This is a genomic window from Paenimyroides marinum (assembly GCF_900108395.1).
GTDB lineage: Bacteria > Bacteroidota > Bacteroidia > Flavobacteriales > Flavobacteriaceae > Flavobacterium > Flavobacterium marinum.
The window spans coordinates 16,551-31,210 of sequence record NZ_FNXE01000011.1 but is presented as its reverse complement, the minus strand read 5'-3'; the positions used below and the strand labels follow the sequence as shown (position 1 = coordinate 31,210).

12 protein-coding genes are annotated in these 14,660 nt (G+C 34.7%); 4 read left to right on the top strand and 8 right to left on the bottom strand.

What is annotated here, in order from left to right:
- From pstB to BLW20_RS05280, 4 genes are read right to left on the bottom strand one after another with little or no spacing between them, the layout of a single operon-like run.
- On the bottom strand, window positions 1–747 hold the full coding sequence (pstB, locus tag BLW20_RS05295; protein ID WP_091097123.1) for a phosphate ABC transporter ATP-binding protein PstB: 747 nt from the start codon (window positions 745–747) through the stop codon (window positions 1–3).
- Complete coding sequence (gene pstA, locus BLW20_RS05290; RefSeq protein WP_091097121.1) at window positions 737–1,594, bottom strand: phosphate ABC transporter permease PstA; 858 nt, start codon at window positions 1,592–1,594, stop codon at window positions 737–739. The genes pstB and pstA overlap by 11 nt, the downstream gene beginning before the upstream one ends.
- Window positions 1,584–2,474 carry a phosphate ABC transporter permease subunit PstC gene (gene pstC / locus BLW20_RS05285; RefSeq protein WP_091097119.1) on the bottom strand — a complete coding sequence of 297 codons (891 nt, stop codon included), beginning with the start codon at window positions 2,472–2,474 and terminating at the stop codon, window positions 1,584–1,586. Before pstC ends, pstA begins: the two co-directional genes overlap by 11 nt.
- Before the next feature lies 1 nt (window position 2,475).
- A complete protein-coding gene (locus BLW20_RS05280) occupies window positions 2,476–3,246 on the bottom strand; it encodes a PstS family phosphate ABC transporter substrate-binding protein (protein WP_245725278.1) in 771 nt (256 codons plus the stop codon).
- A gap of 228 nt (window positions 3,247–3,474) precedes the next feature.
- Between BLW20_RS05280 and BLW20_RS05275 the strand changes: the two genes are divergently transcribed.
- Window positions 3,475–3,975, top strand: a complete 501-nt coding sequence (locus BLW20_RS05275; protein WP_091097115.1) for an outer membrane protein — start codon at window positions 3,475–3,477, stop codon at window positions 3,973–3,975.
- Between the two features lie 42 nt (window positions 3,976–4,017).
- On the opposite strand, the gene BLW20_RS05270 is transcribed toward BLW20_RS05275, so the two are convergent.
- From BLW20_RS05270 to BLW20_RS05255, 4 genes are all read right to left on the bottom strand, one after another.
- Complete coding sequence (locus BLW20_RS05270; protein WP_091097113.1) at window positions 4,018–4,863, bottom strand: N-acetylglucosamine kinase; 846 nt, start codon at window positions 4,861–4,863, stop codon at window positions 4,018–4,020.
- A 201-nt stretch (window positions 4,864–5,064) separates the two neighbouring features.
- Window positions 5,065–6,072, bottom strand: a complete 1,008-nt coding sequence (gene gap / locus BLW20_RS05265) for a type I glyceraldehyde-3-phosphate dehydrogenase (protein ID WP_091097111.1) — start codon at window positions 6,070–6,072, stop codon at window positions 5,065–5,067.
- A gap of 3 nt (window positions 6,073–6,075) precedes the next feature.
- The gene (pfkA, locus tag BLW20_RS05260) at window positions 6,076–7,065 is read right to left on the bottom strand and encodes a 6-phosphofructokinase (RefSeq protein WP_091097109.1); all 990 of its coding nucleotides are present in this window, start codon (window positions 7,063–7,065) and stop codon (window positions 6,076–6,078) included.
- Between the two features lie 53 nt (window positions 7,066–7,118).
- A complete protein-coding gene (locus BLW20_RS05255; protein ID WP_091097107.1) occupies window positions 7,119–11,558 on the bottom strand; it encodes a translocation/assembly module TamB domain-containing protein in 4,440 nt (1,479 codons plus the stop codon).
- Between the two features lie 174 nt (window positions 11,559–11,732).
- On the opposite strand from BLW20_RS05255, the gene tsaD reads away from it, so the two are divergent.
- Genes tsaD through BLW20_RS05240 form a run of 3 tightly spaced genes read left to right on the top strand, consistent with a single transcriptional unit; the run spans window position 11,733 to window position 14,648 of the window.
- Window positions 11,733–12,752, top strand: a complete 1,020-nt coding sequence (tsaD, locus tag BLW20_RS05250; RefSeq protein WP_091097105.1) for a tRNA (adenosine(37)-N6)-threonylcarbamoyltransferase complex transferase subunit TsaD — start codon at window positions 11,733–11,735, stop codon at window positions 12,750–12,752.
- 3 nt (window positions 12,753–12,755) lie between these two features.
- Complete coding sequence (locus BLW20_RS05245) at window positions 12,756–13,460, top strand: 16S rRNA (uracil(1498)-N(3))-methyltransferase (RefSeq protein ID WP_091097102.1); 705 nt, start codon at window positions 12,756–12,758, stop codon at window positions 13,458–13,460.
- Window positions 13,461–13,469: 9 nt separating this feature from the next.
- Window positions 13,470–14,648 carry a class I SAM-dependent methyltransferase gene (locus tag BLW20_RS05240; protein WP_091097100.1) on the top strand — a complete coding sequence of 393 codons (1,179 nt, stop codon included), beginning with the start codon at window positions 13,470–13,472 and terminating at the stop codon, window positions 14,646–14,648.
- Window positions 14,649–14,660 lie beyond the last annotated feature (12 nt).

Here is a 14,660-nt window from a genome sequence, read left to right as displayed (position 1 = left end):
TTAACCAAAATGACCGTTAATGTAATTTGAGGTCATTTCATTTTTAGGGTGGTTGAAAATATCGCTGGTAATTCCTTCTTCTTTTACTTCGCCTAAATACATAAATACGGTTTTGTCGGCAATGCGTTGTGCCTGCTGCATGTTGTGCGTTACAATAACAATGGTGTATTTTTTCTTTAAATGTTTGATTAGTTCCTCTATTTTTAAGGTACTTACCGGATCTAACGCAGAACAAGGTTCGTCCATTAAAATAACTTCAGGGCGTAAAGCTACGGCTCGGGCAATACACAAACGTTGTTGCTGTCCACCAGATAAACGCGTGGCGGGCATTTTTAAATCGTTTTTAACTTCGTCCCATAAATAAGCTTCCTCTAACGCTTTCTGGATAACTTCTTTATCATGAGGCAGATTGTTGATTTTTAGTCCGTAAGCAATGTTTTCATAAATACTTTTTGGAAACGGATTCGCCTTTTGAAAAACCATCCCAATACGCTTTCTAATTTCGGTTACAGGCACGTTTTTGGCATATAAATCTAAATCTTCTAAACGTAAAATTCCGTTAATATGGGCATCGGGCGACAAATCATGCATGCGGTTAAAACTTCTTAACAAAGTACTTTTTCCACAGCCCGAAGGACCAATTAATGCGGTGATTTCTTTTTCTGCAAAAGAAACATTGATATTTTTTAACACTTGCTTATCTCCAAAACTAATGTTTAAATTTTCTGCTGATAATTTAGTTTTCATTTTTTCTGTATTTATAACGAATATAAAATGCCGTTAGATTTAATAAAAAGACCACAATTACAAGAACCAATGCTGTTCCGTAAGCAATGGGACGAACCTGATCTATTGATTGATGCTGTGTTGACAACATATATAAATGATAAGGCAGTGCCATAAATTCCTGATTGATATACCCGGTGCTTCCGTTTATGTAAAATGCTGCCCCTGTAAATAAAATAGGTGCTGTTTCGCCGGCTGCACGAGAAAGTGTTAAGACAACACCCGTTAAAATTCCTGACATTGCCGATGGCAATACCACATCTTTAATGGTTTCAAATTTTGTTGCCCCAACTGCCAGAGCTGCTTCCCGGGTACTGTTTGGAATCCTTTTTAAAGCCTCTTCGGTTGTTGTTATAATATACGGTAAAGACAGTAATCCTAAGGTTAAACCTGCAGCAATAAGCGATGTTCCAAATTGTAATGCCTGAACAAACAATGCCAAACCAAACAATCCATAAATAATAGAAGGTACACCCGATAAATTTCTGATCGCTGCACGAATGGTTCTTGTTAACCAGTTGTTTTCAGCATATTCATTCAGATAAATGGCACAACAAACCCCAAAAGGTATCGCAAAAAGAGCAGTAATCAATGTTAAAAGAACGGTTCCTATAATCGGCGTTAAAATTCCGCCCTTTGTCATTCCTTCAGAAGGAACTTTTGAAATAAATTCCCACGATAAAGAAGATGCTCCTTTTGATACAATTTCCCAAATAATGACGATGAGGAAAAAACATACAATAAGCGTGGTTGATAAAAGTGTTCCCCACTCTATAACCGATGATAATTTATTGGTTTTATACTGCATGATACTTTCTAAAACGGTTTATAAAAAATTCTCCGACCAAATTGGCAAATAACGTCATAAAGAACAATACGGTAGCAATGGCGTATAGGGCATAATAATGCGTGGTTTGATAAGGTACCTCGCCCATTTCAATGGCAATGGTAGCGGTCATGGTTTTAACAGAATCAAACATTCCGGAAGGAATTAACGAAGCATTTCCGGTTGCCATTAAAACGGTCATTGTTTCACCAATTGCACGCCCCACACCAAGCATTACGGCTGCAATGATTCCGGGTGCAGCTGCGGGAATAATTACTTTTCTAAGCGTTTGCCATTTGGTAGCTCCTACACCGTAACTGGCTTCTTTATATGCGTTGGGGACTGCGTGTATGGCATCTTCGGCAACCGTGATAATAGTTGGTAAAGCCATAATCGCCAATAAAATAGCTCCGTTTAAGGCATTTAATCCATTAGGTAGATCTGCCATATTTGCGATTCCCGGACTAACAACTACAATTCCTAAAAATCCGATAACTACAGACGGAATTGCCGCTAACATTTCAATAGCCGGTTTTAAAATATTCTTTAAACGTTTCCCGGCGTATTCCGATATAAAAGCTGCTGTACCAATACCTAACGGTATCGCAATAATCATTGCGCCCAGCGTAACAAAGGTTGTGCTAATGATTAAAGGCAACATTCCGTATTTAGGTACTTTCGCAGTAGGTGCCCATTCCATTCCTGTAATAAAATCTAATGGTTTGATATCTAAAAAAAACGAAACCGAATTGTAAACCAACATGGCAAAAATGCCGCCCAATAAAGCTAAAACCAAAAATCCTGTGGTTTTAAATATGCCTTTAAATAGTTTATCAATTAATATTCTTGTTCTGTATCTCATGCTACTTGTCTTCTATAATATAATATCCGTGTTCCTCTATCATTTTTTTGCCTTTCTCGCTTTTTTCAAAGTCTATAAACGGTTTTACCTTTTCCCACGATTCAGCTAAAACAAATTGATAAAGAGGTCGTTGAAAAAAATACAAACTGCTGTTTATTGTATTGGCATCGATAGGAGAATAAGCTATGGAAGTTGGATTTTCTTTAATCTTTAAAATTTTAATAGCAGTATTGGCAGCAGGATCGTGTGCAACATAACCTGCACCCACGTAACCTATCCCCGATTTATCTGCTTTAACGCCTTCTATAATCTGGGCATTTCCGGTCATTTCTTTTGCAGCATTAGAAAATTCAATTTTTAATTTTTTCTTTACAAAAGAATGGGTTCCGGAGCTGCTTTGCCGACCATAAATGTTGATAGGTAAGTTTTGTGATGTAATTTCAGACCAGTTTTTAATTTTACCATCTAAAATTTTGCCCAATGTTTCTAAATCAATTTCGTCTAAAGGAAGTTCTTTGTGAACAATAAAAGCGGTTGCGTCTTCAGCAAAAACAACTGTTTTTATTTCGATCCCTTTGTTTTTAAATTGTTCTATTTCTTCATCTGACAATGGTCGCGAAGAGTTGGCAATATCAGCCTGACCATTCAAAAGCGAAGTAATACCCAGTCCCGATCCCCCGCCCGAAATAGCTATACTGAAATCTTTGTTCATTTCAGTATATTTTTCAGCAAGGTTTACCGCAAGGTTTACTTCTGTGTCTGATCCTTTCATTTTTACCGAGCTGTTTTTACTACATGCAAAAAATGAAAAAAGACCAATTACAACTAAAAGTTTCTTCATAATTACGTTGAATATTTCATCAGTGCAAAATTGTTCTTTTAAAGTAACCTTAATGTTATAAATGTATTAAGCTAATGTTAATTAAGTCGCTTTAAATAATTAACATAAAATTTGTTTAATAGGCAAATAACTGATATTTTTGTATAAAAAGATAGAACTATGAAAAAAATCGTATTAACAGCTGTGGTTGCTCTAACAGCAATTGCCACTCAAGCACAGGAAGGTATTTCTAAAAACGCAATAGGTTTGCGTTTTGGAAGCAATGACGGTATTGGAGTTGAGGCTTCTTATCAACATTTATTATCTGATAAAAATCGTTTAGAAATTGATTTGGGATGGAGATCTTCTAATCATTATGACGCCGTTAAAGCTACGGGGGTTTATCAATGGATCTGGAACATTAAAGGTGGTTTTCACTGGTATGCAGGTGCAGGTGCAGGTTTAGGGTCTTGGTCTTATGACTACCATGTAGGACCTAACCATCATTACTCTAACAATGATTTCTTTTTCTTTGTTGCCGGACAAGTTGGTATTGAATACAATTTTAAATTTCCATTACAGCTTTTTGTTGATTTTAGACCGGAAATTTATTTAATTAACAATGATTATCACGATTCTTTTGGTCCGGATTTTGGAACGGGTGCTCGTTTTAAATTTTAATGTATAAATAAAAATAAAAAGGAATCTTTTAAGATTCCTTTTTTATTTTTGGTGTAATTCAATCAATCCTTCTATTGGTTTTTGATAAAACACACCAGCAGTTAAATTGTTTCTTTTTAAAAGCGATTTAAATTCAGATTGTAATAAAAAAGCGGTTGATCCTATAAAGTGAATAGGTACCTCTTTATAATCAGGATAATGTTTGATGTAATGATTAATAAAAAACAAGAAACGTTCCTTTATCATATCCTGTAAAAAAGAATGATCTTTATTTACAATTAAAAAAGGTAAAAATGATGCCAGATACGCATTGGGATTGGGTTCTTTATAAAAATTCTTTTTGATGTAATCAGCATCTAAATTGTAAGCTTCTTTAAATTTTTCTTTTAAATCGACCGGCATGGTGTTAAAATAATATGCCCTGATTAACCTGCGCCCAAAATCAACCCCGGAACAATCATCCATTGCCAGATAACCCAATGAAATCACCGCCTGTTCTACTTCTTTGCCATTAAAAAAACTACAATTTGATCCGGTACCATTAATGCAGACAATTCCCGGTTTTAAATCCTGGCAGGTGGCATAAACAGCTGCGTACGTATCTTCTAATATTTCAAAAAAAGTAGCATTTACAAAAACGTTTTGCAAAGCGGCTTTCATAATTTCTTTAGAATGCGCAGTGCTACAACCCGAACCGTAAAAATAAATTTCTTTTATTGATGTACGTAAATTCGCTATTTCTTCGTTGTTTAAAATCCGATCTATCAAAACGTCTGCATTAAGCACTTCAGGATTGAGTCCTAATGTATTGTAAACGCCTAAATGTTTTTTTTCGCTGAAAAGCAACCAGTCTGCTTTTGTTGAACCACTATCTACTACAAATTTCATAAAAAAAATTCCGAATTAAATCTGGATACAAAATACGTTATTTTATGTAATAATACCTAAAGAGATGAAAGAAAAATGAATGCTTTTCTGCTGTAGAATGTAAAATGTATATTGTAATGTTGAATTGTTAGATATAAAAACTGTGTCAAAGTTTTAAACTTTGACACAGTTTGAAGAATAAGTTTTACTTTTTATAAGAATTTATTCTTTTAAACCATTCACATAAACTATCAAGTCTAAAAGTTTTGCGGAATATCCGTATTCGTTATCATACCACGATACAATTTTAAAAAATGTATCGTTCAAAGCAATTCCGGCATCGGCATCGATAATAGATGTCCGCGTATCAGAGAGAAAATCCTGTGATACCACCGGTTCATTTGTAAAGCCCAAAATTCCTTTATAATTGGTTTCAGATGCTTGTTTAAAAACATTCATTAAATTTTCGTAAGTAGTGGGTTTTGCCAGTTTAACCGTTAAATCAACCACAGAAACGTTTGGTGTGGGAATACGAAATGCCATTCCTGTAAGCTTTCCTTCTAATTCCGGAATTACTTTTGTAACCGCTTTTGCGGCACCTGTACTTGCCGGAATGATATTATTTAAAGCGGAACGACCTCCACGGAAATCTTTTTTAGAAGCTCCGTCAACAACCAATTGTGAAGCAGTGGCTGCGTGAACCGTAGTCATTAATCCTTCGATAATTCCAAATTCATCATTCAAAATTTTAGCAATGGGCGCCAGACAGTTTGTGGTACACGATGCGTTTGAAAGAATAACATCGTTAGGGGTAATTTTTTCTTCGTTAACACCCATAACAAACATTGGAATATCATCAGACGGAGAAGAAATTACTACTTTTTTGGCACCGCCCTTTAAATGTTCTGAGGCTTTATCCATTGTTTTAAAAACACCCGAACAATCTGCGATTATTTCTGCTCCAACCTCGTTCCATTTTAATAATGCCGGATCTTTTTCAGAGGTAACCCTGATTTTTTTTCCATCAATAATCAGATGATTCCCTTCAATTAAAATTTCTTTTTTAAACGTTCCATGTACCGAATCGTATTTTAAAAGATAAGCCAATAAATCAATTTCCATTAAATCGTTTATAGCTACCACTTCTATATCGTTTCGTTCAAATGATTCGCGTAAAACCAAACGACCAATTCGCCCGAAACCGTTTATCCCAATTTTTACTTTTTCCATAATTTATATTGATAATATATCTGAAATTCTAATTAATTCTTCGTCTATTTTATTTTCGCCTTTTATTGCTTTTTCCAGCGGAGTATAAGCCATTAAATCGTTTTGCAGACCAATCATGATGTTTTTTTTGCCTTTTAGCAACGCTTCTACAGCGGCCACTCCGGAACGGCTTGCCAACACCCGGTCAAAACAACTTGGTGAACCACCCCGCTGAATGTGACCAATTACAGAAACCCGCACATCGTATTCCGGTAAATGTTCTTCGACATAATCGCTTAATTCAAAAACATTTTTACCTGATTTTTCGCCCTCTGCCACAATAACGATACACGATGATTTACCTGAGGCCTTGCTTCTTTTTAGTTTCTCTAATAATTTGGGCAAACCAATATTTTCTTCCGGAATCAAAATTTCTTCTGCCCCTGCTCCTATTCCTGAGTTTAATGCGATAAAACCGGCATCGCGTCCCATAACTTCGACAAAGAAAATGCGTTTGTGCGATGTAGCTGTATCTCTGATTTTATCAACGGCATCAATCACTGTATTTAAAGCCGTATCGTAGCCAATGGTGTGCGAAGTGCCGTAAATATCGTTGTCAATAGTTCCGGGAATACCAATTACAGGAAGGTTAAATTCTTTAGAAAGCAACATTCCGCCGGTAAAACTTCCATCACCACCAATAATAATTAAGGCATCTATTCCGTATTTTTCTATGGTATGATGAGCTTTTTTACGACCTTCTTTTGTCATAAATTCTTTCGAACGGGCTGATTTTAAAATGGTTCCGCCTTTGCTGATAATATATTTTACATCACGTGGTCCCATTTCTTTTAGATCGCCTTCCATCAAACCCTGAAAACCCCGAAAAACGCCAAAACAAGCTACTTCATAATAAGTACAAGCCCGAACCACAGCTCTTATTGCTGCGTTCATTCCCGGTGCATCGCCACCAGACGTTAAGACCGCAATTTTTTTTATTTTATCTGATTTCATAATTATTTCTAATAGCTTAAAGATACAAATAAAAAGTAAAAAACCAGAATCTATTAAGACTCTGGTTCATTTTCTGTTTTTTCGGAAGTTGCTTCCCGACGCTTTTCCTGAAACTTTAAAAATTCTACGCCGTAATCGTCGTCAGGAATGCTATTATTGTTATTTTGTTGCTGTTTTTGTTTTTCCTTTTCCTTCTCACGTTTATCGGCACTGGTGAGTATTTTTTTAAGCAATTCTTTAAAGGTGTTAAAATCGACTTCATACGTTAAACCAACGCCTTGTTTATAATTTATACCTTCACCAATATAATTAATATTATTTTCACGGTTAAAAACCCTTGCACGCAACGATCCGTCATCGTTTAGAAGCAACTGTATTTCTACATCGCCCACAATAACGTTATCTTCACGTCCGCCAATCGGAACTCCCAATTTACTGTTTACCAATATACGGTCGCTTATTTGTGTGGATAATGTTACACCTACTCTTGCTTCATCTACTTCCTGTAAATACGGATTTCTTTCACTTTGTGAATAGTTTAAACCTACCCGGAATTTTCCTTCAGCATCAGAAAATAAATCGTCGAACAAGCTGCTGGCACGTTCAAACAAACTACCATAAACTGCATTTCCACCAGTTGTTGCAGTGATAAATCCGCCGGTTGCAAGCAATGCCATTGCCTGAGTTTCACGAGTGTCTTTATCGGCTAATTTATATTCTATTTCTGATTTGATGCTTGAACTTACGTTTGGAAAATTAATTAGGAAATCAATTTCAGGATTGCTTAAATTTCCTTGTAAAACAATATTTACTTCTGTATCCACTTTACGGTTGATTTCAGAACTTTCTATAATCAATCCCGGATTTGCCTGTGTTTTGTAAACGGCCTGTAAATCCAAAATGGCATTTAAAGGTTCACCGTCCCAACGGATGGTTCCGTATTTTACCACATCGAGTTTTTTATCGATGATTCCGCCGTATTTAAAATTATATTCTCCTTCATATACCTGAAAATCGCCCCACATATTAAATCTTCCTAAGGTATTAATTTCCATAGTGATAAATCCGGCTCCGCTGCCTTTCATTCCGTGTCCTGAAGCTCTGTCTAACAAAATTTCAATTTCGGCATCGGGCGTAACATAGAATTCAAAATTAAGCTGAACACCTCCAAAACGATTGTTGTTTATCACGGTTTCAATACCTTTTAAACGGTTGGCTTTTTCTTCGGGCGATAAAAAATGCACAAAATTATTATCACCAACACCGCCTGCATCATCTAACGGAATTTTTATTTTTGTACCTTTTTGAGATTTGGCTTCAATGCTTACTACCAAACTTTCAACCGGACCTTTCACTGTTGCATGCCCATCTATAAAAGCTGTTCCGTAATAAGGTGTGCCTTCTTTATAATCGATATCCAGTGCCAAAAGGTTGGTTGATTCTAAACGGGCGTCAATATTCCAGTTTTTGAGTTTATTGTGAGAAATGGTTCCGTTTAAAAGTCCTTTTGTTTTGTATTTAGAATCGGTAATATTTACGTTTCGCAATATAAACTGGCTTTCGGTTACATCGAGCGGCGTATTTTCGTCAAACAGATAATCAACACCGGTAAAAACAGGACGCATTCCGGCATTTGTTAAATACAGTTTTCCTTCGATATCGGGATCTTTATGTGTACCCTGAATGGTTGCCCTACCAGATGCATCGCCCCGAACATCAGACATAATCGATGACAGAAACGGAGCAATGGCTTTTAAGTTGAATTTGTTAAAACCGGCATCCAAATTCAATTTGCTTTGCCCCTTACTTACCGAAATTAGTCCGTTCATATAGAAATTCTCTGTAAAATCATTGATAATGTTTGATTTTACATTGAAATTTTGCAATGATTCATCTCCTTCTACTTCAAAAGTAAACAAGCCCAGCAATACGTCATTTATTTCTAAATCTTTTACGTTTAGTTTTGATTTGGGTTTAAAAATGTTGTTTTCCTGAACAAACGAAATGTTTCCGTTGATCAACCCGGCAAACGTTAAATTGTTTAAATCGGGCGTAATTTTGTCGAGTTCCACATTTTCAAAATCCAGATTTAAATCTTTATAAACGTCTCCGTTCATGCTTCCGTTCAGTAAAACCATTTGTTCGTTGTGTGATAATTGAATATCTTCAATAGTAAAATTGTTAATTTCCTTATTAAAAATGATTCGGTTTTTATCGTTGTTGAACTCATTTAAATACCAAACCGATTCTTTAAACTGAATCTCTGATTTATCAATACCTACAACCGATTTGTTTTCTTCATCAATGGTATGATAGAAGTTTAAGCTATAGCTGTCGTTTGCCTCAGATCCGCCTTTAAATGTTGTATCTGCATACAACGTATCGTTTTTCTTGGCGTTGTTTAGAACAAAATCGTAGGCTTTGTAGAATTTTAGATCAATGGTGTCAATGGCTATAAAAGCGTTTTGATTTTCGCGCAAACTGTTGACGTCAACCTGCACATTACTGAATTTGTTTTGACCGTATTTCACAAACGGTGTATTCACAAGCAAAATAAACTCTCCCGTATCGGCAGTAATTTTTCCGGAAACTGAAGTGTCATCGGCAATTTCGAGTTTTGGAACAAGCAGATCGACAATTTTATTGTGAAATTTTAAATCGTATTCTATAAACTGATTGGTAGCGATATCGTTAGGCGAATAATTTTTATAAAGACTTCCTAACGAATTTTCTACGATTTCTTTTAATTGATTGTATTTGAAATTTCCGCGTACATAACCATTTACAATATCATTTGATGTCACATCTATTTGACGAATGTTATTTTCCTGAAATTCAGATTTTATAAAAAGATGGTCAAAATTATAGGTTTCAACCGAATTGGTGTACGATGCGTTTTCTGCTAAAATACTTCCCTCAAACACATCGACATTCTTTCCAGTACCGTTTAACTCAAAATGACCTTTGAAAACACCCAGGGAATCTTTTACAATTTGCAACGCATTCATATTTAAGCGTTCAATATCCGCTTTAAAATCCACCGTTGTTTTATCGTTTGAAAAATCAAGTGTTCCGTTAAAATTAAGCAATGCGTTAGGATCGTTGCTAACCAACGTTCCTGTATAAGCCGGAAGTTTTAGGTTTCCATCAATTTCAATGTCTTTGTAAGAATAATTGTTAAAGGTAAATTCCTGAACGTGACTTTTTAAAACGGTATTAAAATGTTCCGGATCAAAACTTTTACCGTCAACAGTAGCCGTTAAGGTTGCTATTCCTATGTTTTCTTTTTCTATTACTTTGCCAATATCAAAATTTTCTAAAGCAATGTCTCCTTTATAGCTTGCATTTTGTTTTTGATTAACGTTCCACAATTCCACATCGGCTTTAGCAAATCCAAGGTTTGAAGTTGCCTCTATATCGGCATCAACATAAAAATTTTCGTAAGCAACAGTTCCTTTTAAATTTAATTGCCCTAAATTCTCTAATTGAACCGGCAAGGCACTCCCCAAAACGTTTGGCAACAAAGCCACTGCGTTTTCCCGTGAAATATTTAATCGGTTTAAATGGGCATCAATCCTGAAAGGATTGGTTTTAACAAACAAATTTTTTAACGTAAAATTTCCTATAATTTCTGAACCAAATTTGTCAGACAACTGCATGTTTTTCAGCTTAAAATCATTCAACGTTCCGGTTGCTTTTGACGTTAAATACAGCATATTGTTGCTACCAAATTCCTTATAAAAGAATTTTAAATCGTTTGTTGCAATTTTAGATTTATCAAAATCAATAGCTAAATTAACTTTTTCGGTAAAATATTTTAAATCACCTTCGTTATACCGCATTGCAATTGCTCCTTTAATAAACGATTCTTCGGTTTCAATAGCAAAAGGGTTTAAGTCCATAGATTTTTTGGTCATTGCAAAACTGGTAACCAAATCTTTAACGTAAATCCCTCTTTTATCTTTTAATGCCAGCCGGCTGATATCCGCATTGATGTTTGGTCCACGCACGATTAAATTATTCAGAGCTCCGTTCATTTCGGTAAAATCTACGGGCGAATTCCCGGTATTGTCATCGGTAATCTTAAACTTTCCGTTGGTTAGTTCTAAATGATCAATTTTCATTAAAAATTTACCGCTACCGGGTTTTCCGTCATCAAAAACAGCAATAAATTTATCTAAATTGGTAAGGGTGTCGCCTTTGTATTTGTGAATAAAAAAATCAACATCTTGTATTTCTGTACTACCAAAAATCAGCTTTCCTCCGGTTAGTTGTTTAAAATCGGTAATATTGGTATATAGCCGGTCAATGTATGCCAAATCGTTATTGTGTTCATCTAACACGTGTATTTTTTTTAGCAGTACTTTTCCATCTAACTGTACGGCAACCTGTCCAATCGATGTTCGGATATTAAAGTGTTTATTAATTTTTGTGGTGGCGTAATGTGCTAGTTCTGTTTGAATGATTGGAGTAGTAATTACTACGGCCGCCAATATAAAAACCAGTGCCAACCCCAACAACAACCCAAACAGTATTTTAAAAAGTTTTTTGATAGCCTTATTTGTTTTAAATTTGCTTATTAAATACGAAACAAAAATAATAATTTATGTAAAGTGAATGTGGTATTTACTCCACATTTTAAGCATAAATTATGCCGATTTTTTACAATGCAGCAATTAAATTATATTTTAGCCATTGAAAGTTCGTGCGACGATACCGGAGCCGCCGTATTGTGTAACGAAAAAGTACTAAGTAATGTTGTGGCAAAACAGGAAATTCACGAGTTATATGGCGGTGTAATACCCGAGTTGGCATCACGTGCACACCAGCAAAATATTGTTCCGGTAATTGATGTTGCTTTACAAAAAGCAGGAATTTCAAAGAGCGATTTAAGTGCTATTGCATTTACGCAAGGTCCGGGTTTAATGGGATCTTTACTGGTGGGCGGTTCTTTTGCAAAATCGTTAAGCATGGCATTGCATATTCCGTTGATTGCCGTAAACCACATGCATGCTCATATTCTGGCTCATTTTATTGATGAAGAAGGCTTTGACAAGCCTACATTTCCATTTTTGGCGATGACAATTAGTGGCGGACATACACAAATTGTGAAAGTGAATTCGTTTGTTGATATGGAAATTTTAGGCGAAACTACTGATGATGCTGTTGGTGAAGCTTACGACAAAACCGCAAAAATATTAGGCTTTCCTTATCCTGGTGGTCCTTTAATTGACAAGCACGCGCAAAACGGAAATCCAAAAGCCTACGCTTTTACCAAACCAAAAGTTGATGGATTGAATTTTAGCTTTTCGGGATTAAAAACGCAAATTTTATATTTTATTCAGAAAGAAGTTAAAAAAAATCCGGATTTTATCAAAGAAAATATTGACGATATTTGTGCCTCTGTTCAGCATACCATTATTAGAATTTTAATGGATAAGATTAAACTGGCTGTTGAACAAACCGGTATCCGGCAAATAGCTATTGGAGGCGGTGTCTCAGCAAATTCCGGCATTCGTAAAGCGTTAAAAGAAACCGAAACTAAATACGGCTGGAAAACGTTTATACCTAAATTTGAATACACAACAGATAATGCCGCTATGATTGGTATTGTTGGTTATCATAAATTTAATTTAGGAATTTTTAGTGATGATGAAGTAGTTTCTAAAGCAAGATTAGAGTTTTAAATTATGCAATTATTTTATGCACCCGACATACATACTGAAACAACAGAGTTTACTTTTGATAAAGAAGAAAGTAAACACATTGTTAAAGTTTTGCGTAAATTAGAAGGTTCTATTTTACACATTACCAACGGAAAAGGTTTTTTATTTGTTTGTGAAGTTATTTTAGCATCTGAAAAAAAATGTGTGGTTAAAATAAACGAATCGCAATTTACTGAACCAAGAGAATTTAAAATTCATATGGTGGTTGCTCCTACAAAAATGAACGATCGTTACGAATGGTTTTTAGAAAAAGCTGCCGAAATTGGTGTTGATGAAATTACACCGATTATTTGTGATCATTCTGAACGAAAGATTATTAAAACCGAACGTTTCGATAAAATTTTAATCAGTGCAATGAAGCAATCGAACCAAATGTATCTGCCTGTTTTAAACGAACCGATTAAATTGAACGATTTTTTATCGAAAGAATTTAGCGGACAAAAGTTTATTGCACATTGTGAAGAAACCGATAAAGTTGAATTAAAAAACCGAATTGAAACACAACAGAATTATACGTTGCTGATTGGTCCTGAAGGAGATTTTTCTACCAACGAAATCAACAAAGCATTGGCAAATGGATATTTGCCCGTTGCTTTAGGAAACACACGTTTACGTACCGAAACTGCTGCAATAGTTGGTTGCCATACTTTTGTTTTAGCTAATAATTAATTTTAAATTATGATATTATCATCTGATTTAAAACAATTTATAAACAATAACTTAAAGCAAAACATTAATATTTTGGCTTTAAAAAAAAATCCGTTTGTTGACTATGAATGGACTTGGATTTTAAATCAGATTCAGGCAAAACAGAAAGCTGAAAAGAAATTACCGACTTGGTTTGCAAATGACAATGTTATTTTTCCAAGTACATTATCTATCGAACAAACGTCATCAGAAACCTTGGCAAAGTTTAAAAGCGAATTAATTTCGGGAGAAAAAATAATCGACTTGACTGGTGGTTTTGGAGTTGATGATTATTACTTTGCAAAGCGATTTAAAAAAGTTGTTCATTGTGAATTTCAAGAAGATTTATCGGCAATTGTTCAACATAATTTTAAGGTGTTGAATGTAGATAATATTGAAACTATTTCAGGCGACAGTATTTCATATCTTGAAAAATCGACTGAAAAATATGATTGGATTTACATTGATCCTGCCCGAAGAGATGATAAAAAATCAAAAGTTTTTTTATTGAAAGATTGCACTCCAAACGTAGTTGAACTACAGGAATTTCTTTTTGAAAAATCTAAAAATATTTTAATTAAAGTAGCTCCGTTGCTTGATATTTCATCAATTTTAAACGAATTAAGTAACGTTAAAACCATTTACGCCATTGGTTTACAAAACGAAGTTAAAGAGCTTTTAATTGTTCAACAAAAAGGGTTTATAGATCAGTCGGAACTTATTGCCGTCAATATTTCAAATGATGGAACCATTCATCAAGATGCTTTTCCTTTAAATGTTATTGTAGATTCGCAGTTATCACTTCCGTTAAATTATCTTTATGAACCATTCAGCAGTTATCTTAAATTGGGGGTTTACAACAGTATTGCCACAAAATTCAATGTAAGTAAATTGCACAAACATTCACATTTATACACATCGAACAAATTGATTGATTTTCCAGGAAGATCTTTTAAAATAGAACAAATTATTCCTTACAATAAAAAAGACATTAAGTTTTTAGAAAACACAAAGTGTAATATCACAACCCGGAATTTTCCTTTAAAAGTAGAAGAAATCCGTAAAAAACATAAAATTAAAGATGGTGGCGATTTGTACGTTTTTTTTACTACTGATTTAAATAATGATAAAATTGTGGTAGTTTGTAAAAAAATAACGACCGATAATTAAATCGATCGTTTT